At 73.0% G+C, this 18,199-nt stretch carries 18 protein-coding genes; 9 read left to right on the forward strand and 9 right to left on the reverse strand.

What is annotated here, in order from left to right; translation table 11 throughout:
* The first annotated feature begins 45 nt into the window (after positions 1-45).
* A complete protein-coding gene (locus GGQ54_RS06755; protein WP_179444692.1) occupies positions 46-1,023 on the forward strand; it encodes a COG1361 family protein in 978 nt (325 codons plus the stop codon).
* Positions 1,024-1,030: 7 nt separating this feature from the next.
* Here the strand turns inward: GGQ54_RS06755 and GGQ54_RS06760 are convergent, their stop codons facing one another.
* From GGQ54_RS06760 to GGQ54_RS06770, 3 genes are all read right to left on the reverse strand, one after another.
* Positions 1,031-2,338 (reverse strand): hypothetical protein, encoded by a 1,308-nt coding sequence (locus tag GGQ54_RS06760; RefSeq protein WP_179444693.1) that lies wholly within the window; start codon positions 2,336-2,338, stop codon positions 1,031-1,033.
* A gap of 141 nt (positions 2,339-2,479) precedes the next feature.
* The gene (locus tag GGQ54_RS06765; protein WP_218843741.1) at positions 2,480-3,553 is read right to left on the reverse strand and encodes a hemolysin family protein; all 1,074 of its coding nucleotides are present in this window, start codon (positions 3,551-3,553) and stop codon (positions 2,480-2,482) included.
* Between the two features lie 35 nt (positions 3,554-3,588).
* Positions 3,589-4,986: a hemolysin family protein gene (locus GGQ54_RS06770; protein ID WP_179444694.1), complete on the reverse strand. Its 1,398-nt coding sequence runs from the start codon at positions 4,984-4,986 to the stop codon at positions 3,589-3,591.
* Between the two features lie 165 nt (positions 4,987-5,151).
* On the opposite strand from GGQ54_RS06770, the gene GGQ54_RS06775 reads away from it, so the two are divergent.
* The 8 genes from GGQ54_RS06775 (at position 5,152) to GGQ54_RS06810 (ending at position 13,227) form a co-directional block, all read left to right on the forward strand.
* The gene (locus tag GGQ54_RS06775; protein ID WP_179444695.1) at positions 5,152-6,135 is read left to right on the forward strand and encodes a hypothetical protein; all 984 of its coding nucleotides are present in this window, start codon (positions 5,152-5,154) and stop codon (positions 6,133-6,135) included.
* Positions 6,136-6,365: 230 nt separating this feature from the next.
* On the forward strand, positions 6,366-8,060 hold the full coding sequence (locus GGQ54_RS06780; RefSeq protein WP_179444696.1) for a nitrite/sulfite reductase: 1,695 nt from the start codon (positions 6,366-6,368) through the stop codon (positions 8,058-8,060).
* A gap of 16 nt (positions 8,061-8,076) precedes the next feature.
* Positions 8,077-8,271 (forward strand): eL43 family ribosomal protein, encoded by a 195-nt coding sequence (locus tag GGQ54_RS06785; protein ID WP_179444697.1) that lies wholly within the window; start codon positions 8,077-8,079, stop codon positions 8,269-8,271.
* On the forward strand, positions 8,268-9,041 hold the full coding sequence (locus GGQ54_RS06790) for a phosphoadenylyl-sulfate reductase (RefSeq protein ID WP_179444698.1): 774 nt from the start codon (positions 8,268-8,270) through the stop codon (positions 9,039-9,041). Before GGQ54_RS06785 ends, GGQ54_RS06790 begins: the two co-directional genes overlap by 4 nt.
* Positions 9,038-9,976, forward strand: coding sequence for a sulfate adenylyltransferase subunit CysD (cysD, locus tag GGQ54_RS06795; protein WP_179444699.1), 939 nt, complete (start codon positions 9,038-9,040; stop codon positions 9,974-9,976). Before GGQ54_RS06790 ends, cysD begins: the two co-directional genes overlap by 4 nt.
* A complete protein-coding gene (locus GGQ54_RS06800) occupies positions 9,976-11,283 on the forward strand; it encodes a sulfate adenylyltransferase subunit 1 (protein WP_179444700.1) in 1,308 nt (435 codons plus the stop codon). The genes cysD and GGQ54_RS06800 overlap by 1 nt, the downstream gene beginning before the upstream one ends.
* Positions 11,280-12,542, forward strand: a complete 1,263-nt coding sequence (gene cobA, locus GGQ54_RS06805; protein WP_179444701.1) for a uroporphyrinogen-III C-methyltransferase — start codon at positions 11,280-11,282, stop codon at positions 12,540-12,542. Before GGQ54_RS06800 ends, cobA begins: the two co-directional genes overlap by 4 nt.
* Complete coding sequence (locus GGQ54_RS06810; RefSeq protein WP_179444702.1) at positions 12,529-13,227, forward strand: CbiX/SirB N-terminal domain-containing protein; 699 nt, start codon at positions 12,529-12,531, stop codon at positions 13,225-13,227. The genes cobA and GGQ54_RS06810 overlap by 14 nt, the downstream gene beginning before the upstream one ends.
* Here the strand turns inward: GGQ54_RS06810 and GGQ54_RS06815 are convergent.
* The 6 genes from GGQ54_RS06815 to GGQ54_RS06840 form a co-directional block, all read right to left on the reverse strand.
* Positions 13,219-14,157, reverse strand: coding sequence for an NAD-dependent epimerase/dehydratase family protein (locus GGQ54_RS06815; RefSeq protein ID WP_179444703.1), 939 nt, complete (start codon positions 14,155-14,157; stop codon positions 13,219-13,221). The genes GGQ54_RS06810 and GGQ54_RS06815 overlap by 9 nt on opposite strands.
* Positions 14,158-14,266: 109 nt before the next feature.
* The gene (locus GGQ54_RS06820) at positions 14,267-14,860 is read right to left on the reverse strand and encodes a DUF1707 SHOCT-like domain-containing protein (RefSeq protein ID WP_179444704.1); all 594 of its coding nucleotides are present in this window, start codon (positions 14,858-14,860) and stop codon (positions 14,267-14,269) included.
* Complete coding sequence (locus tag GGQ54_RS06825) at positions 14,857-15,681, reverse strand: Fpg/Nei family DNA glycosylase (protein ID WP_179444705.1); 825 nt, start codon at positions 15,679-15,681, stop codon at positions 14,857-14,859. Before GGQ54_RS06825 ends, GGQ54_RS06820 begins: the two co-directional genes overlap by 4 nt.
* 1 nt (position 15,682) lies before the next feature.
* Positions 15,683-16,093, reverse strand: a complete 411-nt coding sequence (locus GGQ54_RS06830) for an ankyrin repeat domain-containing protein (RefSeq protein WP_179444706.1) — start codon at positions 16,091-16,093, stop codon at positions 15,683-15,685.
* Positions 16,090-16,998, reverse strand: a complete 909-nt coding sequence (locus GGQ54_RS06835; protein ID WP_218843743.1) for a sucrase ferredoxin — start codon at positions 16,996-16,998, stop codon at positions 16,090-16,092. The genes GGQ54_RS06830 and GGQ54_RS06835 overlap by 4 nt, the downstream gene beginning before the upstream one ends.
* Positions 16,995-18,197 (reverse strand): cupin domain-containing protein, encoded by a 1,203-nt coding sequence (locus tag GGQ54_RS06840; RefSeq protein ID WP_246292575.1) that lies wholly within the window; start codon positions 18,195-18,197, stop codon positions 16,995-16,997. The genes GGQ54_RS06835 and GGQ54_RS06840 overlap by 4 nt, the downstream gene beginning before the upstream one ends.
* Positions 18,198-18,199 lie beyond the last annotated feature (2 nt).

Below are 18,199 nucleotides of genomic sequence, written 5' to 3' on the forward strand. Positions count from 1 at the left end.
GCCCGGGGCTCCCTCGCGGCGGGAAGTCGGAAGGTTTTGTCTGCAATGAGTGGTACGCCGCGCGCCGGCACCGCCCGGGTGCTTGCGCTCCCCCTCACCGTCGCGCTCCTGGGTCTGGCGCTGCTGGCCGGCCGGGCACCGACGGCCGCCGCCGAACCCGCCCCGACGGCCCTGTCGGTGGAGTACCAAACCTTGGTCGCGGGGCCCGGCGAACAGGTCGGCGTGACGGGCTCGGTGACCATCGGCGGACAGCCCGGCCCCGCCGGCGTGCCGGTCGACGTGACCTTCGACGGCGAGCAGGTCCTGGCCACCATCGAGACCGGCGAGGGTGGAATGTTGCGGGGCTCCTTCGCCGTCCCCGACGACGCGCGACCGGGCGACCGGCAGCTTCTCGCGATGATCGAGGGCGACGAGACGCGCAATGCCGCCGTCCAGGGCGACCTGTTGCAGATCACCGGCCGGCGCGCGCAGACGGCGTTGACCGCCCAGGTCGACCCCGCGCCCGTCGACCAGGGCCAGCCCGTGCGGGTGAGCGGGCAGGTCACCCGTGGCGACGGTCGGCCGACCGGGCGGGTCAGCGTCGAGGTGCTCGGTGGCGCGGCCGCCGATCACCTGGACACGATCGACACCGACGACCAGGGCCGCTTCGATGCCCAGGTCACCGTGCCGCCGGGCGCGGGAGACGCCGGGGACTTCCCGGCGTACCCGCTGCTGATCAGTTTCGAAGGCACCGATGCGCTGACCGGCGCGGAGCAGCCGCTCACGCTGACCCTGAACCGCCCGCCCGATCCGCAGGCGGAGGCGCAGACCGACGAGCCGGCCCCCGCGCCCGATGAGGCCACGCCGAGCGAGTCGGCCACCGTCGCGGCGGCCCCCGGCCAGGATTCGGCGCGGCCGTCCGAGCTCACGCTGGTCCCGATCTGGGTCTGGTTCATCGTCTGTGCCGGGTTCGTCGCCGTGGTCGGCGCGGCGATGATCGCGCACCGCCGCCGGCCGGACGAGAACTCCCGGCTGCTGCCCTGACCGGCGGTCAGCGCCACCGTTCGCGGGCCGATTCCAACAAGCTGACGGGTTCCTCGGCGGCGAGCCGCGCCGCCTCGGCGATCCGTTCCGCGGCCTCGCCCGAGCGATGGTGGCTGAGGTTGTACCACCAGCCGCCGCCCGCCTGGCTGACCAGCACCGCCACCCCGGCGGGATCGCCGGGCTCGGTCCAGCAGGCCATCTCGCGCCGCTCGCCGGCCCACGGCCAGGCGTCGCCGGAGACCCAGCGCCCCATGAAGACGTGCGTCAGCCCGATCGGTGCGGCCGGATGCACCGCGCCGCCCGGCCCCTGCTCCGCACCGCCGCGCCGGGCCAGCGCCCGGGCGGCGCCGAGCGCCATCACCGCCAGTGGGCGCCCGGACTCGACCACTCTCTGCACGCGCTCGGTGAGCGCGGACGGATCGGCCAGCTCGGGCACGGGCAGTGCGAGACCGCTGACGAAGTTGCCGTGCACCCGCCGCGGCCGGGGCAGATAGCGCCGGTTGTCGACCACCAGATTCACCCGCGGCTGTTGGGCCAGGCCGACCCGGTGCAACGCGAGCCGGACGATGCTCAGGGAGACCATGGCCTGGCTGGCCCGCGGCGCGTGCGCACGCCGCCACTGCAGGATCTCCCGGCGGACCTCGCGACCGGCGCCGCGCAGGACCACGGTCCGCGTCGCGGGTACGCCGGGCCCGGGATCGGGCAGCTCCGGCGCCGGGTCCTCGTGGCGCGCCGCGCGTCGGGCATCCAGCAGCCCGCTCACCGCGGCCCGCGAGGAGAACGTGTGCAGCAGCGCGCGCGCCAGCGGGGCCCGGGGGTCGCGCGACTGCGCCCACTCGGGCAGCACCCCGTCCGCGGCGAAGCGCAGGATGCCCGACGTCATCGCATCGATCGTCCGGCCGTCGGCCAGGTCGTGGCTGCAGGACAGTGCCACCCGGAACGGCGAGTGCCACAACTGGTAGGTCAGCGGCCCCGCCGGATGGGCCCGGCCGTGCCGAAGCACGGTCGCCACATCGTCGGCCGTCGGCCGGTCCGGGTCGGGATCCGGCAGGGGCACGACCATCGCCTCGACCACCTCGCGCAGCCGCCCCGGGTCGAACAGCCAGCGTCCGGAGGGGGTCGCGGTCAGGCCGAGGCGTACCCACGGTCCGCGGCGGGCAAGCTCCAGGATCGCCGAGCGGATGTCGTCCGGGGCCGGCACCACCAGGTCTCCCCAGGCGGCGTGGTTGACGACGCCGCGATAGATCCGATCCACCACACCGGGCGCGACGGTGCGACGCCCGCGCGGGGCGCGCTTCGTGATCGTGTCGGTCACCCGATCGGCCTTCCCCCGAAGGTCGGGCGGCCGTCCGGCCGCCGGCGGGCCGGCGGCCCACGGCCGGTCAGCGTAGCCGCCGCGCGCGGCCGACGCCCACCCCGATCGGCGGGCGCCGCGTGTCGGCCGCCCGGCCGCGGGTCAGCTCGCGCTGCGGTCGTCGGCGCGGGTGGCGTCGCGGACCTGTCCGACCAGTTCCTCCAAGACGTCTTCCAGGGCGATCACGCCGAGCGTCTCGTCGTCCTCGCCGAGCACCGCCGCCATGTGCGCGCGGCGCGCCTGCATCATCTGCATCGCCCCGCGCAGCGGGGTGTCCAAGCGGACGATCGGCATCGGACGCGTCCACTTGTTGTTGATCACGGTGTCGCGCGGCTCGCCGAGCGTGTCCTTGATGTGCACATAGCCGCGCACCTCCGGCGCCGCCTCGTCGTGCTCGGCGAACACGGGGAACCGCGAGTAACCGGTCCGCGCGGTGAGATCCTCCAGATCGGCGACGCTCGACTCGGGGGTGACCCAGGCGAGCTCGGCGAGCGGGAGCAGCACGGGCTCGATCGTCCGGTCGGAGAAGCTCAGGGCGCCCGACAACAGCTCATAGGACTGGTTCTTCAGCATGCCCTCCTCGCGCGATTCCTCGACGATGCCGCGCACCTCCTCCGGCGTGTACGCCGAGGCAACCTCATCGCGCGGGGTCACCCCCATCGCGCGCAGGCTCAGGTTGGCGATCTGGTTCAGCACCCAGATCAGCGGCCGCAGCACCGTCACCACGAACATCAGCGGCGGGCCCAGCGTCAGCGAGGAGCGCTCGGGGGCGGCCAGCGCGATGTTCTTCGGCACCATTTCGCCGAGCACGACGTGCAGCAACACCACGATGCTGATCGCGATCACGAACGAGATCACCCCGGTCGCCTCCGCCGGCAGGCCGGTCATCGCGACCAGCGGCCCGAGCAGGGTCGCCAGGCCGGGCTCGGCGATCGCGCCCAGCAACACCGTGCAGACGGTGATGCCGAGCTGCGCGCCGGCCATCATCAGCGACACCTCGCCCATCGCCCGCAGCGTCGTCCGCGCCCGCCCCGAGCCCTCCCGGGCGAGCGGTTCGATCTTGGTACGCCGAACCGAGATCAGCGCGAACTCAGCGCCGACGAAGAAGGCGTTGAACAACAACAGCGCGACGCCGAGCCAGAGCGCGACCTGGACCGGCACCACCGACTCGGCCATAACCGGAAGGACAGGCATCACCGGAAGAACGGGCATCATCCGAGCGCCCCCGATCGCCGCTCCGGGTGCTCGTCCACCAGATCGTCCAGCACCACCATCCGCAACCGGTCGACCCGGCGCCCGTCCATCCGCTCGACGGTCAGCCTGACCTGGTACTCGCCCACCTCGTCGGCGCCGTCGGCGTCGAGATCGACCTGACGGGCGACCGCGACCGTCACGGTGTCGCCGGCGGCCGGGATCGCCCCGAACAGCGTGACGAACATGCCGGCGACGGTGTCGTAGTACTCGCCCTCGGGCAGCGACACCCCGGTCCGCTCGGCGATCTCGTCCGGCCGCAGCAGCCCCGAGACCGCCCAACTGCCGTCGCGGCGGCGACGCAGCCCCGACGATGCGGTGTCGTGCTCGTCGGCGATGTCGCCGACCAGCTCCTCGACCACGTCCTCGAGCGTGACCAGGCCGGCCGTGCCGCCGTATTCGTCGACGACCAGCACCACTTGCATCCCCTCGTCGCGCAACTGGGTCAGCAGCGGATCGAGCTGCAGCGTCTCCGGCACCAGCACCGGCCGGCTCATCCGCTCGGCGACCCTGACCGCGTCGCGGTCGTCCGGTGCCACGGCGACCGCATCCTTGACGTGCACGATGCCGACCACGTCGTCTGCCTCCTCGCCGCGGCCGGTCACCGGGAACCGGGAGTGCCCGGTGGCCCGGGACGCGTCCAGCACGGCCTGTACCGGCGCATCGGCGCGGACGGTGTGCATACGCACGCGCGGGGTCATGATGTCGGCCGCGGTCAGATTCGCGAAGGCCAGCGAGCGTTCCATCAGCGTCGCGGTCTCGGTGTCGAGCATGCCCTGGTGGGCCGAGCGGCGGACCAGGGAGGCGATCTCCTCGGGCGACCGGACCGAACGCAACTCCTCCTGCGGCTCGAAGCCGAGCAGTCGCACGATCGCGTTGGCGGCGCCGTTGCACAGCCGGATGGGCACGTACAGCGCGGCGGTGATGATCCGCATCGGGAGCTGGGTGAGCTTGGCGGTACGCATCGGCGCGGCGATCGCGAGATTCTTCGGGACCAGCTCGCCGTAGACCATTGTCACGACATTGGCCGCCACCAGTGCGGCGCCGAGGGCGATCGGCCCGATGGCCATCTCGGGTACGCCGGCCGCGGCCAACGGGGTACGCAACAACTCGGCCACCGCGGGCTCGGCGAGGAAACCGATCGCCAGGTTGGTCAAGGTGATGCCGACCTGGGCACCGGACAGTTGGGTGGAGAGCTGGGTGAGGGCCTTGTCCAGGCCCTGGGCGGCGCGATCGCCCGCCTCGGCCTCACGGCGTACCTGTCCGCGATCGACCGTGACGAAGGAAAATTCGGCTGCGACGAAGATGCCGCACAAGAAGACGAGCGCGATGGCGATGGCCAGCAGGACCCAGCTCATGAGCGAGCTCCTGCCGGCGAAGTACTACAGGGTTCGTCGGGCGGTGGGGGCAACGCAGAGTCGTCCATGGCGTCGGAAGCGTAGCAGCCGAGATCGCGCCGCCGAAGCGCGCGCTGGCCCCCCGCGGGCCGAGAATCCCGGCATGCACGCGATCGGCGCCCGGCGATGAATCGGCGAAGCTTCGCGGTCGCCGCGGGGCTGGTGCCGCTGCTGGCGGGCTGTTCGGTGGCGCCGTTCGATGCGGTCGCCGAAGCCCGCGCGCGGGCCGAGCGGGAGTTCCCGGGCGAGCTGTGGGTGGTCCGCGCCGCCTGGGCACCGGGTGCGATCTTCTTCCCCGCACTGACCGCGACCTACGGCTTCGTCGACGAACCCGACGGCGCGGTGACGATCCGCGACAACGTGCGGCTGGCCGACGCCTACGCCACCGGCCGCGAGGAGTCGGCCAGTTTCCGCGGCCTGCGCGATGCGTTCGCCGCCGGCGGGTTCGTCACCCTGGGCAGCGCGCCGCCACCCGCCCCGAGCTCGACGACCACCCCGCCGGGACTGATCACCGGATCGATCGACATCGACGACGGCGGGCTGGACTTCGCGGCGATGTGCGACCGGATCGAGACGGTCGCGCGCGACTGGCTGGCCGCGCGGTCCCGTGCCGGGCTGCCCGGGGTGAGCCACGTCAACGTGTCGGTGATTCCGCGGCAGTGGGCGGCCGGCATCCCCGCGGTGGCGCCGCCGACGCTCGCCGCCTACGCACAGGTGGAGCGGAGGTTGTTGCTGGGCACGGTCGCGGCGTACCAGATCTCGATCGGCGACGATGCGCGCCCGGTTGCCGCGAACATCGGTCCCGCGTTGCCCGACCACACCGCGATCGGGGCGCTGGCGGCCCGGCTCGCCTCGGCCGCGAAGGAATGGGCCGCGGCGAGGCATCCCGACCTGGCCGTCGGCGAGAGGGCGAGCTGGCGGCTGGAGTCACCGGACCGGTTGCGGAGCTGGGTGACCTGCTGCGCCGGGCCGACCTGCGGTCGCGGCGACCTGCCGGTCGGCCTGATCGCGCTGAGCAGCACGCCCGACGGCGCGGATCCGCGCGACTTCCGGCTGCTGCTCGGCGCCGAGGGCGCGGACATCCCCGAGCCGGAGCGCCTGGGGCGCTGAGTCCATCTGGCCCCGATTCCTACATGCCGGACACGGGTTGGGTCGGGTTGAGAATTCAAGCATGCTTGTGCTCATGGCGAATCTGCTCGTCACACGGATCCACGTGGACATGATGCTGATCGACAGCGCCGTCTGTCGCATGCGCTGACCCGGCACACCAGCCGGGTCCATCGACGCGCCCCCGCCCCTGTCACCGGTACGCCCCGCGTACCCCTCCACGAGGAATCCCGATGCCCACGACCACCGAGTCGAGCTCCGAGCGCCGCACCCGCGGCGGCAAGCCGAAGACCACCGGCGCCTGGGCCGATGGCGACCGGACGCCGCTCAACCACAACGAGGAGTTCAAGGCCGCCGACGACGGCCTGAACGTGCGCACCCGGATCATCGAGACGTACGCCAAGGAGGGCTTCGCCTCCATCCCGGGCGATGACCTTCGGGGGCGGATGCGCTGGTGGGGCCTCTACACCCAGCGCCGCCCCGGGATCGACGGCCGGCGTACCGGCAGCCTGCCCGCCGAGGAGCTGGACGACGAGTTCTTCATGCTCCGGATCCGCAGCGACGGCGGCGCGCTGTCCGGTGATCAACTGCGCGTGATCGCGCAGATCTCGGTCGAGTTCGCCCGCGACACCGCCGACATCACCGACCGGCAGAACATCCAGTTGCACTGGATCCGGATCGAGGACGTACCGGAGATCTGGCGGCGGTTGGAGGCGGTCGGGCTGTCCAGCGCCGAGGCGTGCGGCGACACCCCCCGGGTGATCCTCGGTTCGCCGGTCGCCGGGCTGGCCGCCGACGAGGTGATCGACGGCACGCCGGCGATCGAGGAGATCCAGCGCCGCTACATCGGCAGCCCGGAGTTCTCCAACCTGCCGCGCAAGTTCAAGACCGCGATCTCCGGCTCCCCGGCGCTCGATGTCGCCCACGAGATCAACGACGTGTCCTTCGTCGGGGTGAACCATCCCGATCACGGTCCGGGATTCGACCTGTGGGTCGGCGGCGGCCTGTCCACGAACCCGATGTTCGCCCAGCGGCTCGGCGCGTGGGTGCCGCTGGCGGAAGTGCCGGAGGTGTGGGCCGGCGTGGTCGGGATCTTCCGCGACTACGGCTATCGCCGGCTGCGGCACCGCGCCCGGCTGAAGTTCCTGGTGGCCGACTGGGGTCCGGAGAAGTTCCGCGAGGTGCTGGAGGGGGAGTATCTGCAGCGGCCGCTGATCGACGGCCCCGCCCCGGCCGGCGCGCCGGACGACCGGCGTGATCATGTCGGCGCACACGCCCAGCACGACGGCAACTTCTGGGTCGGTGTGACGCCGATCGGCGGCCGGGTCTCGGGCACGACGCTGCTCGCCGTGGCCGAACTGGCCGGACGGTACGCCTCGGGCCGGGTCCGGCTCACCCCGCACCAGAAGCTGCTGGTCCTCGACGTGCCGGCCGACGACGTGCCGGCCGTGGAGAACGGGCTGGCCGAGCTCGGCCTGACCGCCCGCCCGAGCGAGTTCCGGCGCGGGGTGATGGCCTGCACCGGGATCGAGTTCTGCAAGCTGGCGCTGGTCGAGACGAAGGCGCGGGCGCGCAGCGTGGTCGATGAGCTGGAGCGTCGGCTGCCCGATTTCGACTCGCCGCTGTCGGTGCACCTCAACGGCTGCCCCAACTCCTGTGCCCGGTTCCAGGTCGCCGACATCGGGCTCAAGGGCCTGGTGATGGACGACGCCGACGGCAATCCCGTCGACGGTTTCCAGGTGCATCTGGGCGGTACGCTCGGGGCCGAGCCGAGCCTGGCCCGCAAGACCCGCGCCCTGCGGGTCAGCGCCGATGATCTTGTCGACTACATCGAGCGGGTGACCACGAACTATCTGGCCGATCGTGACGGCGAGGCCGAGAGCTTCGCCGGCTGGGCGCGCCGCGCCGACGAGGACCTCCTGCGATGAACCGGCCGGGGTCGAGATGAGCGAGGACAATCTGCGCGCGGTGCCCTATTTCTGCCCGTTCTGCGGGGAGGAGGACCTGCGCCCCGTCGAGGAGCCGGGCAACGGCTGGCTGTGCCGGTCCTGCGCGCGGGTCTTCTCGGTGCGCATGCATCGCCTGGAGCGGGCCATCGTGCCCGGCCACATCGCCGCCTCCGAGGGAGAGCAAGCATGATCGAACTCGAGGTCAACGGCGCTCCCGCCGATGCGGCACCGGCCGACGTGAGGCTGGAGCCGGCGGAGCTGGACCGGCTGGTCGCGGCCGGGCGGGCAGCGGTCCCGGAGCGCTCGGACAGCTATCAGGACCGGGTGGCGACCGCGCGGGCGGCGCTGGCCTGGGCGCACGAGACCTTCGGCGAGCGGGTCACCGTGGCGAGCTCGATGGGCGATGAGGTGTTGGTCCACCTGGCCGGTGAGTCCGCGGCCGGGATCGAGGTGTTCTTCCTCGACACCGGCTACCACTTCGACGAGACGATCGAGACCCGGGACGCGTTCGAGGTGCTGGCACCGGTCAAGCTGATCACGATCACGCCGCGGCTGACGGTCGCCGAGCAGGACGCCGAGTACGGCCCGAAGCTGCATGATCGCGATCCCGACGCCTGCTGCGCCATGCGCAAGGTCGAGCCGATGGAGCGCGCGCTGTCCGCGCGATCGGCCTGGGTGACGGGGATGCGCCGGGTGGACGCTCCGACGCGTACCGACATCGAGATCATCGGCATCGACGCCAAGCGCGGCAAGATCAAGATCAATCCGATCGCGGCCTGGACCGACGAGGACGTGGCGCGGTTCACCAAGGAGAACTACGTCTACGAGAATCCCCTGCGGGAGCTGGGGTACGCCTCGATCGGCTGCGCGCCCTGCACGCGGGCGGTCAAGCCCGGAGAAGACCCCCGAGCCGGCCGTTGGGCGGGCAGGGCCAAGACGGAATGCGGACTGCACACATGACCTCGACCGACACCATCTCGCCCACGACCGCCGCCGCGGGCGGCGGCCTTGATCAGCTCGACGAGCTCGAGTCGGAGGCGATCTACATCTTCCGCGAGGTCGCCGGCCAGTTCGAGCGGCCGGCCCTGCTGTTCTCCGGCGGCAAGGACTCGGTGCTGATGCTGCACCTGGCGCTGCGGGCGTTCGCGCCCGCGCGGCCCCCGCTGACGCTGCTGCACGTCGACACCGGCCACAACTTCCCCGAGGTGCTGACCTTCCGGGACGAGATCGCGGCCCGCTACGGCCTGCGGTTGGAGGTGGCGAGCGTGCAGGACTATCTCGACGACGGACGGCTCACCGAGCGGCCCGACGGCACCCGCAACCCGCTGCAGACCCAGCCGCTGGTCGACGCCATCGCCGAGCACCGCTTCGACGCGGTCTTCGGCGGCGGGCGCCGCGACGAGGAGAAGGCGCGTGCCAAGGAGCGCGTGTTCAGCCTCCGGGATGCCTTCGGCGGTTGGGATCCCCGACGCCAGCGCCCCGAGCTGTGGGATCTCTACAACGGCCGGCACGCACCGGGTGAGCACGTCCGGGTGTTCCCGCTGAGCAACTGGACCGAGCTGGACGTCTGGCGCTGGATCGCCCGGGAGGGCGTCGAACTGCCGAGCCTGTACTACGCCCACGAGCGCGAGCTGTTCGCCCGGGACGGGATGTGGCTGGCGCCGGGCGAGTGGGGCGGAGCGCGCGAGGGCGAGGAGGTGGCCCGGCGTACCGTCCGCTACCGCACGGTCGGCGACATGTCCTGCACCGGCGCGGTCGACTCGACCGCCCGCACCCCCGACGAGGTGATCATCGAGCTCGCCGCGACCCGGCTCACCGAGCGCGGCGCGACCCGCGCCGACGACCGGCTCTCGGAGGCCGCGATGGAGGACCGGAAGAAGGAAGGCTACTTCTGATGAGCCATGATCTGTTGCGGTTCGCGACGGCCGGCAGCGTCGACGACGGGAAGTCCACCCTCGTCGGCCGGCTGCTGCACGACACCAAGTCGATCCTCGCCGACCAGCTCGCGGCCGTCGAGCGTGCCAGCGCCGACCGGGGGCTCGCGGCGACCGATCTGGCGCTGCTCACCGATGGGCTACGGGCCGAGCGCGAGCAGGGCATCACGATCGATGTGGCGTACCGGTACTTCTCCACCCCCACCCGCTCCTATGTGCTCGCCGACACGCCCGGACACGTGCAGTACACCCGGAACATGGTCACCGGCGCCTCGACCGCCGAGCTGGCGCTGATCCTGGTCGACGCGCGGCACGGGATCGTGGAGCAGACCCGGCGGCACCTGGCCGTGACCGGGCTGCTCGGCGTGCGGCACGTCGCGCTGGCGGTGAACAAGATGGATCTGATCAACTTCGACGAGCCGACCTTCGACCAGATCCGCGACGACTTCTCGCGGCTGGCCAAGGAGTTCGGCGTCGACGATGTGGCGGCGATCCCGGTCTCCGCGCTCGACGGGGACAATGTGGTGGACCGCAGCCAGCGGACCCCCTGGTACGCCGGACCGACGCTGCTGGAACACCTGGAGTCTGTCCCGGTCGGCGAATCGGCGACGCAGCAACCGTTCCGGTTCGCGGTGCAGTACGTGATCCGGCCCCGGTCGGCACAGTTTCCGGACTATCGCGGGTACGCCGGCCGGGTCTCCTCGGGCAGCGTGCGAGTCGGTGATGAGGTGATCATCGCGCCGGGCGGACGGCCCAGCACGGTGATCGGGATCGACCGCGGGATCGCCGACGGCGGCCTGGAGGAGCTGACGCAGGCCCATGCGCCGCAGTCGGTGACGCTGCGGCTGGCCGACGATCTGGACATCTCCCGCGGCGACCTGATCGCCGCGGCGGACGCGGCGCCGGCGGTGGTCCGCGAGGTGACCGGGACGACGGTCGTGGTGGCCGAGCGCCCGCTGCGCCCGCGCGACCGGGTGTTGGTGCGGATCGGCTCGCGGCATGTCCGCGGGATGATCACCGAGTTGTTGGACCGGATCGACGTGACCACGCTGCAGCGCGGGCCGTCGCCCGAGTCGCTGGGGCTGAACGACCTCGGGCGGGTCCGGGTGCGGCTGGCCGAGCCGTCGCCCGTCGACACCTATGCCGCCCTGCCGCGGACCGGCGCCTTCTTGTTGATCAGCGAGTCCGACGGCACCACGCTCGCGGCCGGGATGACCGAGGGCCCGCTCGTCTCGATCGACGCCGAACCCGAGGCCTGGGCGATATGAGCGACTACCCGCTGCTGCTCGACCTGGCCGGGCGCCGCGTCGTGATGATCGGCGGCGGGACGGTCGCGACCCGGCGGGTGCGCGGGCTGCTCGAGGCCCGCGCGCGCGTCGAGGTGATCGCTCCGCGGATCGGCGAGGAGCTCGCCGCGCTGGTCCGCGACGGTGCGATCACCTGGCGCCCCGAGTCCTGGCGGCCCGAGTTCTTCCGGAGCGAGCTGCTCGCCGGTGGCGAGCGGATCTGGTTGGTCCACGCCGCGACCGACGATTCGGCGGCGAATGCCGCGGCCGCCGCCGAGGCCGACCGCCACGGCATCTGGTGTGTGCGCGCCGACGACCACCGCGCCAGCAGCGCCCACACCCCCGCCGTCGCCCGCGGCTCCGGCGCCGCGGACGGGCTCACGGTCGCGGTCGGGGGCGGCGGGGACCCGCGCCGCGCCGTCGCGGTCCGCGATGCCGTCGCCGCTGCCCTGGACTCGGGCCTGCTGCCGCTTCGCCGGACCCGGGACGATGCCCGCTCACCGGTCGCGCCCGGCCGGGTGGCGCTGGTCGGCGGGGGGCCCGGACGAGCCGACCTGATCACGGTCCGCGGCCGGCAACTGCTGGCCGCGGCGGAGGTGGTGATCGCCGACCGGCTCGGACCGCGCGACCTGCTGGACGAGCTGGACGACGACGTGTTGATCATCGATGTCGGCAAGGAGCCCAACCGGCACCCGGTGCCGCAACAGCGGATCAACGAACTGCTGGTCGAACACGCCCGCGCCGGACGCGCCGTGGTGCGATTGAAGGGCGGCGACCCGTTCGTGCTGGGCCGCGGCGGCGAGGAGGCGATCTTCTGCGCCGAGCACGGGATCGGCGTCGAGGTGGTGCCCGGGATCAGCTCGGCCACCTCGGTGCCGGCGGCCGCCGGGATCCCGGTCACCCACCGCGGGATCACCGGCTCCTTCGTCGTGGCGTCGGCCCATCGCGGCGCCGAGGATGCCCTGCACGCGCTGCGCGACGCCCCGAGCGATGCCACCCTGGTGCTGCTGATGGGCGTCTCCACGCTCGGGCGTACCGCCGACGACCTGATCGCCGCCGGGCGCCGTCCCGACACCCCGGTCGCCATGATCGAGAGCGGCTGGACGCCGGCGCAGCGCACCACCGTGACCACCCTGGAGAAAGCGCCGCTGATCGCGGAGCAGGAGCGGGTACGCGCGCCCGCGATCATCGTGATCGGCGAGGTCGTCGGCGTCCGCGGGATGCTCGGTGACCTCGCCTGAGCCGCGCCCGATCCTGCTGCTCGCGCACGGTTCGCCGGATCCCCGGCACGGCGAGGGGGTACGCCGGCTCGCCACCGCGGTCGCCGAGCGGCACCCCGCCCCGGTGCGGGTCGCCTATCTTGATCATCACGGGCCGACGCCCGAGGAATCCGCGGCCGAGCTGGGCCCGCGCGGCATCCTGGTGCCCGTATTGCTGACCCGTGCCCATCACGCGCGCACCGATGTCCCGGCGATCATGGAGCGGATCCGGGCCCGGCCGGGGCTCGACGGCTTCGCCGCGGCACCCCCGCTCGGCCCCGATCCGTTGGTCGGCGCGGGCCTGGCCGAGTTGCTGGCGCGGGCGGGTGCCACGCCCGATGCCGACACCACCGTGCTCGTCTACGTGCCGGGCTCGTCGGACCGGGACGCGGTCGCCGCAGTCGGTGCCGAGCTGGCGAAGCGCCCGCCCGGCACCGGTTGGGCCGCCTGGCGGGTCGCCGCGCTGGACGGCGGTGCCACCCTGGCGCAGGCCCTGGCCGAGCTGCCGAGTTCTCGGGCTGTCGCGGTCAGCTACATGATCGCCGACGGCGTGCTGCGCGACCGGATGGTCGAGCGGTGCGCGGAGGCCGGCGTACCCATGATCGACGGCGTGCTCGCCGACACGGCCGCGCTGGCGTCGCTGGCGATCAGCCGCGGGTCAGGCTGAGCGGGGCATCGTCGAGGCCACGGCGTCGCGCCAGGGCGTCGGCGTCAGGCCCTCCCGCTCGGTCAGGATCCCGGGGCGCAGCACGGCCGGGCGGCGCCACAGATAGGAGCTCGCCGCCAGTTCTTTGATCAACCGATTGACCGGGCCGAGCGCGCGCAGCAGCCCGGCGGGCACGGAGACGATCCGCGGCTCGCGGCCGGTGTCGGCGATCCGGGCCGTCTCCGCGGCGATCTCGCGCAGGGTGGGCGCGCCGTCGGTCGGCGCATGGACGATGGCATCGCCGCCGGGGGCGATGGCATCGGCATGGTCGGCGGCGTAGCGCATCGCGCGGGTCAGGTCGGGGATGGTGGTCAGGCTGTGCGGCTGGTCGGGGTCGGCGAGCACCCAGGCGGTACGCCCGGCCGCGACCGGCCCGATCACCGTGGACAGCGCGACCGACGCGGCGGGCGTGGCGCTCGGCCCGATCACATCGGAGGCGACGACGCTGACGGTGCGCGCGGCGTGTGCGGCGCGGGCCGCCATCAGCTCCGCGCGTACCCGGCCCTTGTCCTCGACCGGCGCGAAGGGCGCGCCCTCGGCCAGGTCGGCCGCCGCATGGCCGAAGGCGTAGACGGATTCGGGGAAGATCACGGGTACGCCCAGCTCGGCGGCGACATCCATCACGGCCTGCTCGCGCCCCGGCAGCTCACGCCGCCACACCCGGGCGTCATAGGCCGCGTGGATGCAGTGGTGGATGGCGGCGCAGCCCTCGGCGGCGCGGCGCAGCAGGTCACGGTCCGCGGCGTCGCCGGCGAACGTCCGCGGGCCTCGACCCGACGCGTCGGCGGCCGGCGCGCTGCGCCGGAGGACGACGACCTCGTGACCGTCGGCCAGCAGATCGTCGGCAAGCTGGCCGCCGATCTGGCCGGCACCGGTGATCAGATGACGCATGATTTCTCCTCGAGTTGAGTGAGCGGTGCTCTCTGGATTCATCATGCAGCACCGATCGCCCACTTGCAAGAGCAGCGCTCTCTCAAGTGGGCGGTGGCTACTGAAGAGGTCAGTTGCGCCGGCGGTACCGCCGATTGAGGAACATGACCGCCAGCACCGCGAGCGGGACGGCCATCCACGCATTGCCCCGGCTGACCAGGGTGAGCAGGACGGCGGCGGGCACCAACAACCAGATGTAGGACATCCAGTCGGTCCCCGACCGCTGGGCAGATCCCTGACCGGGACGGAGCGGGTCGGGATACTCGGGGGCGCTGCTCGTCGATGCCACCCGCTGGTCGTCGTTCGGCTGATAGATCGGAAAGTTGGCCGGCGCGCCGGACGCCGGCGCCTCGGGGGCGTCCAGCGTCGGCCAGGCCGGCGCGTCGGTCCGGCCGGGCTGCTCGGCGGGCTCGGGCCGGGTCGGCCACGGGGAGGGCCCGGCGGCGGCCGCCGGCTCGTCGGGCGCCTCGGGCGGCAGCGGGTGCGGCTCGGGCAGATCGGCGAAGACGGCGCGCAACTCGCCGCGAGTCCGGGCGGCACCGCTCTGGCTGATCCGCTCGGTCAGTTCGTCCTCGGTCAGCCGCCCGGCGCTCGCGTGCTCGCCGAGCTGCGCGATCGCCCGCTCCCGCTCGCTGTCGCCCACTCGCATCGTCGCGTCGCTCATCGGGTACCTCCTGCCCCCATTGTGGCGCGGCCCGGGGGCTGGCAGCGCGGACACCACCAGAGGACTCGCTCCAGGCCCTCGCCGCCGCCGAGGCGGCCGCGCCGGATCGGCGTACCGCACCGCCGGCAGGGCCGGTTCTCGCGACCGTGCACCCACAGGTCCTGACCGGGGCGGTCCACCCCGGTGAACACCCGGACGCGGCGGACGACATTGTCGTTGATCGTCCGGTACGCCAGCGCGACCAGCGGCGCCAGCTCCACCTCCCCCACCGGCGCGCTCGGGTGCAGGCCGCGCAGGAAGCACAGCTCGCAGCGGTAGACGTTGCCGAGCCCGGCGATCCGCCGCTGGTCGAGGAGCGCCTCGCCGATCGTGCGATCCGGGTCGGCGGCCAGCCGGCGGATCGCCTCGTCGGCGTCCCAGTCCGGGCGTAGCGGGTCGGGCCCGAGATCGGCGACGGAGGCCGCGATCCGCTCGGGGGCATCGAGCCGGACCAGGCCGAGATCGAACCCGATCGCCTGCGCGGTCGCGGTCGCCAGCACCACCCGCGCGGTGTGCGGCGGGCGCCGCCAGCGGCCGCCCGGCCGGTAGACGTGCCAGGCGCCCTCCATCTTCAGGTGACTGTGCAGGGTCAGCGCGCGGCCGTGGGTGAGCAGATCCAGGAACAGGTGCTTGCCGTGGGCGCGGGTCCGCTCGACGGTGGCGCCGGTGAGATCGGTCGCGGCATAGCGCGGTACGCGGAGCTCGGCGCGGGTCAGCACCCGGCCGGTCAGCGCGGCATCCAGCTCGGCCGCCGCGCGGTGCACCGTGTCGCCCTCGGGCATGTCAGGACCGGGGCGGGAGCAGCGCGGCGAGGTCCGGGCGCTCGAAGAACTCCGCGGCGGCGCGGGCACTCGGTGCGCCCAGATCGGGATCGGCGCCGGCCGTGACCAGCATCCGCACGACCTCGGCGTACCCCTTGAAGATCGCGCCCGCAAGCGGGGTCTGGCCGCGGTCATTGATCGCATCCGGATTCGCGCCGCGTTCGAGCAGTACGTTCACCGCGTCCGGGTGGCCGTGATAGGCGGCGAGCATCAGCAGCGTGTTGCCCGCGGCGTCGGTCAGCTCGACGGGCGCGCCCGCGTCCAGATAGGCGGCCAGCCGCTCGGCCTCGCCCGCCCGGGCGCGATCGAACAGCCAGTTCGCCAGCTCGGCCGGATCGTTGCCGTCGGGCACGTCGGTCCCCGGGCCCGTCACGAGGTCACCCCGGGCAGCTCGCGAATCCCCGCCGGCCGGTAGTTGATCACGGACGCCGCCTGGTGAGCCCGGCAGGTCAGCCGGTGCGCGGCCGTGCGCTCGGCGATGAGCTCGACCTCGACCCGGGCCGGCAGCGGCGCGCGGCCCGCGAGGTGGATGGTCCAGCGGTCGCCGTGCCGGGCGGTGTCGAGGACGCGCCAGGCGTACCGCCCGGCCGGACCGTAGGCGCGCAGCGCCTCGATCACCGCGACCTGCTGCGGCGGGGTCAGCGTGGTGTATCCGCGCAGGTGCTCGGGACCGATCCGGTCGGCCAGTTGATCTTCGATCACCGCGATCGCCTGGTCGGGGTCGACCTCGCCGTAGTAGACACCATCGGGAGCGACGACCAGGTTGGCCGCGAACCGGTCACCGCCGACATGGCTGCACTCCCAGGTCAGCTCCGGCCAGCGATCCGCGAGCGCGGCCGCGACCGGCCGGCCGCGGATGGCACAGCAGGTGTCGTGCAGGCCGTGGGTACAGACCAGCAGTGGGGACGGCAGTCCAGCCTGCCCAGGCACCTCGAACGCGTCCGGGATCGCGGCAAGATCATCTTCGCCCTGCCAGGTACCCCAGGTCTGGCGGCCGATGCCGTCGCGGTCGTGGGTCAACACCGCCCAGCGCTGCGGCCGATCATGATCGACACGGCCGGGGCGGCGGATCAGCAGCACCCGCGCGCCCACGGACTGGGCCGCGGAGGTGACGTCGATCTTGGTCGCCAGGTCGATATCCAGGCCGGAGAAGCCCTCGAACGGCCAGCGCCCCCGGTACTCGATCAACAGCCAGGTCCGGGTCGGCGCCGCCGTGCCGGCGATCGAATCCTGTCGGGCCCGGGCCTGCTCGGCGCAGAGGAAGCGCTCGGCGTTCACCGGTCGTCCGGGAGGGCCACGCCGGAGCGGAGCAGCCGGCGGGCCAGGTCGATGCCGAGGTCGCCGGCGACCACCGACCGGCCGTCGAGCAGTCGGCGGACGCGTTCGAGGTCGGTGTCGGGCAGGTCGAGCCAGCCGACGCGGGTATTCAGCCGATTGCCGTCCAGGGAGGCGTCGAGCGCCTCGCGCAGCCGGATCGGCGTGGCCTCGTCCAGCGCGTCGAGCGCCGCGAGCTGGGCGAGCGGGCCGAGCGGTGCGGGGCGGGCCTGACCACGGCGGGTACGCCGGAAGGCCGGCGCGGGATCGGCTTCGGCCAGCGCCGCGGTCAACGCCGTGCGGACCGCGTCGAGTTGATCATCGGGCCCGGTCGTGCCGAGCGGCAGGGTGGCGCGCATCGCGGGATCGTCGCGGAGCCGGGCAAGCGCGGCCTGGGCGAGTTGCTCTGCCACGGCGTACCGCGTCCAGTTGTGGATGCCCAGCGTGAGATGGATGGACACCTCGCCCTGGGCCTGGGCGGCGTGCAGCCAGCCGCGCGGCAGGTAGAGCGCGTCGCCCGGCCGGAGCACCGTGTCGATCATGGCCTCGCCGCGAGCCGCCTCGGCGACCTCGGCGCTGCGCTCGGTCCAGGGCTGGTCGCGCAGCGGGTCCGGATGCACCGGCTTGTGGATGATCCAGCGCTTGGTCCCCGAGATCTGCAGCACGAACACGTCGTGCACGTCGTAGTGATCATCGAAGCCACGATTCTGCGGCGGCGTGATGTAGGCATTCGCCTGGACCGGGTGGCCGAGCTCGGTGCCGAGGCGGGAGGAGAAGTCGGCGATCGGCTGCCACGTGCGGTGCAGCGCCTGCAGGACGAGGGTCGCGCCGTCGGCGAAGTGCCGCCACAGCGCCGTGTCGTCGAGTTGATCATCGATGGAGGCGCCGACACCGGCACCCGCGGTGAAGCTGGTGTCCGGGAGGGTGCGGCCCTCCTTGGCGACACGCAGGAACGGCGCTCGCAGGCCGCGGCGGGAGATCAGTTCGTCGACCGCGGCGGCAGAGAAGAGATCGGAGAAGTCGTCGGCGCCGCGGGTGAGCAGGGCGCGACGGGCCCAGTAGTCGTCGGCGAACTCGTTCCGAGCGATCTGCAGCAGGCGGGACTCCAGAACCCCGGCGCCGGAATCGGCGCCGGGGTCCCGGTGATCAGAGCGAGGGCTCAAGA

Source organism: Naumannella cuiyingiana (genome assembly GCF_013408305.1).
GTDB lineage: Bacteria > Actinomycetota > Actinomycetes > Propionibacteriales > Propionibacteriaceae > Naumannella > Naumannella cuiyingiana.

Coding starts and splice junctions, on each gene's coding strand:
- GGQ54_RS06755 (WP_179444692.1), top strand. CDS start 46: ATGAGTGGTACGCCGCGCGCCGGCACCGCCCGGGTGCTTGCGCTCCCC.
- GGQ54_RS06765 (WP_218843741.1), bottom strand. CDS start 3,553: ATGGCCGAGTCGGTGGTGCCGGTCCAGGTCGCGCTCTGGCTCGGCGTC.
- GGQ54_RS06770 (WP_179444694.1), bottom strand. CDS start 4,986: ATGAGCTGGGTCCTGCTGGCCATCGCCATCGCGCTCGTCTTCTTGTGC.
- GGQ54_RS06775 (WP_179444695.1), top strand. CDS start 5,152: ATGAATCGGCGAAGCTTCGCGGTCGCCGCGGGGCTGGTGCCGCTGCTG.
- GGQ54_RS06780 (WP_179444696.1), top strand. CDS start 6,366: ATGCCCACGACCACCGAGTCGAGCTCCGAGCGCCGCACCCGCGGCGGC.
- GGQ54_RS06785 (WP_179444697.1), top strand. CDS start 8,077: ATGAGCGAGGACAATCTGCGCGCGGTGCCCTATTTCTGCCCGTTCTGC.
- GGQ54_RS06790 (WP_179444698.1), top strand. CDS start 8,268: ATGATCGAACTCGAGGTCAACGGCGCTCCCGCCGATGCGGCACCGGCC.
- cysD (WP_179444699.1), top strand. CDS start 9,038: ATGACCTCGACCGACACCATCTCGCCCACGACCGCCGCCGCGGGCGGC.
- GGQ54_RS06800 (WP_179444700.1), top strand. CDS start 9,976: ATGAGCCATGATCTGTTGCGGTTCGCGACGGCCGGCAGCGTCGACGAC.
- cobA (WP_179444701.1), top strand. CDS start 11,280: ATGAGCGACTACCCGCTGCTGCTCGACCTGGCCGGGCGCCGCGTCGTG.
- GGQ54_RS06815 (WP_179444703.1), bottom strand. CDS start 14,157: ATGCGTCATCTGATCACCGGTGCCGGCCAGATCGGCGGCCAGCTTGCC.
- GGQ54_RS06820 (WP_179444704.1), bottom strand. CDS start 14,860: ATGAGCGACGCGACGATGCGAGTGGGCGACAGCGAGCGGGAGCGGGCG.
- GGQ54_RS06825 (WP_179444705.1), bottom strand. CDS start 15,681: ATGCCCGAGGGCGACACGGTGCACCGCGCGGCGGCCGAGCTGGATGCC.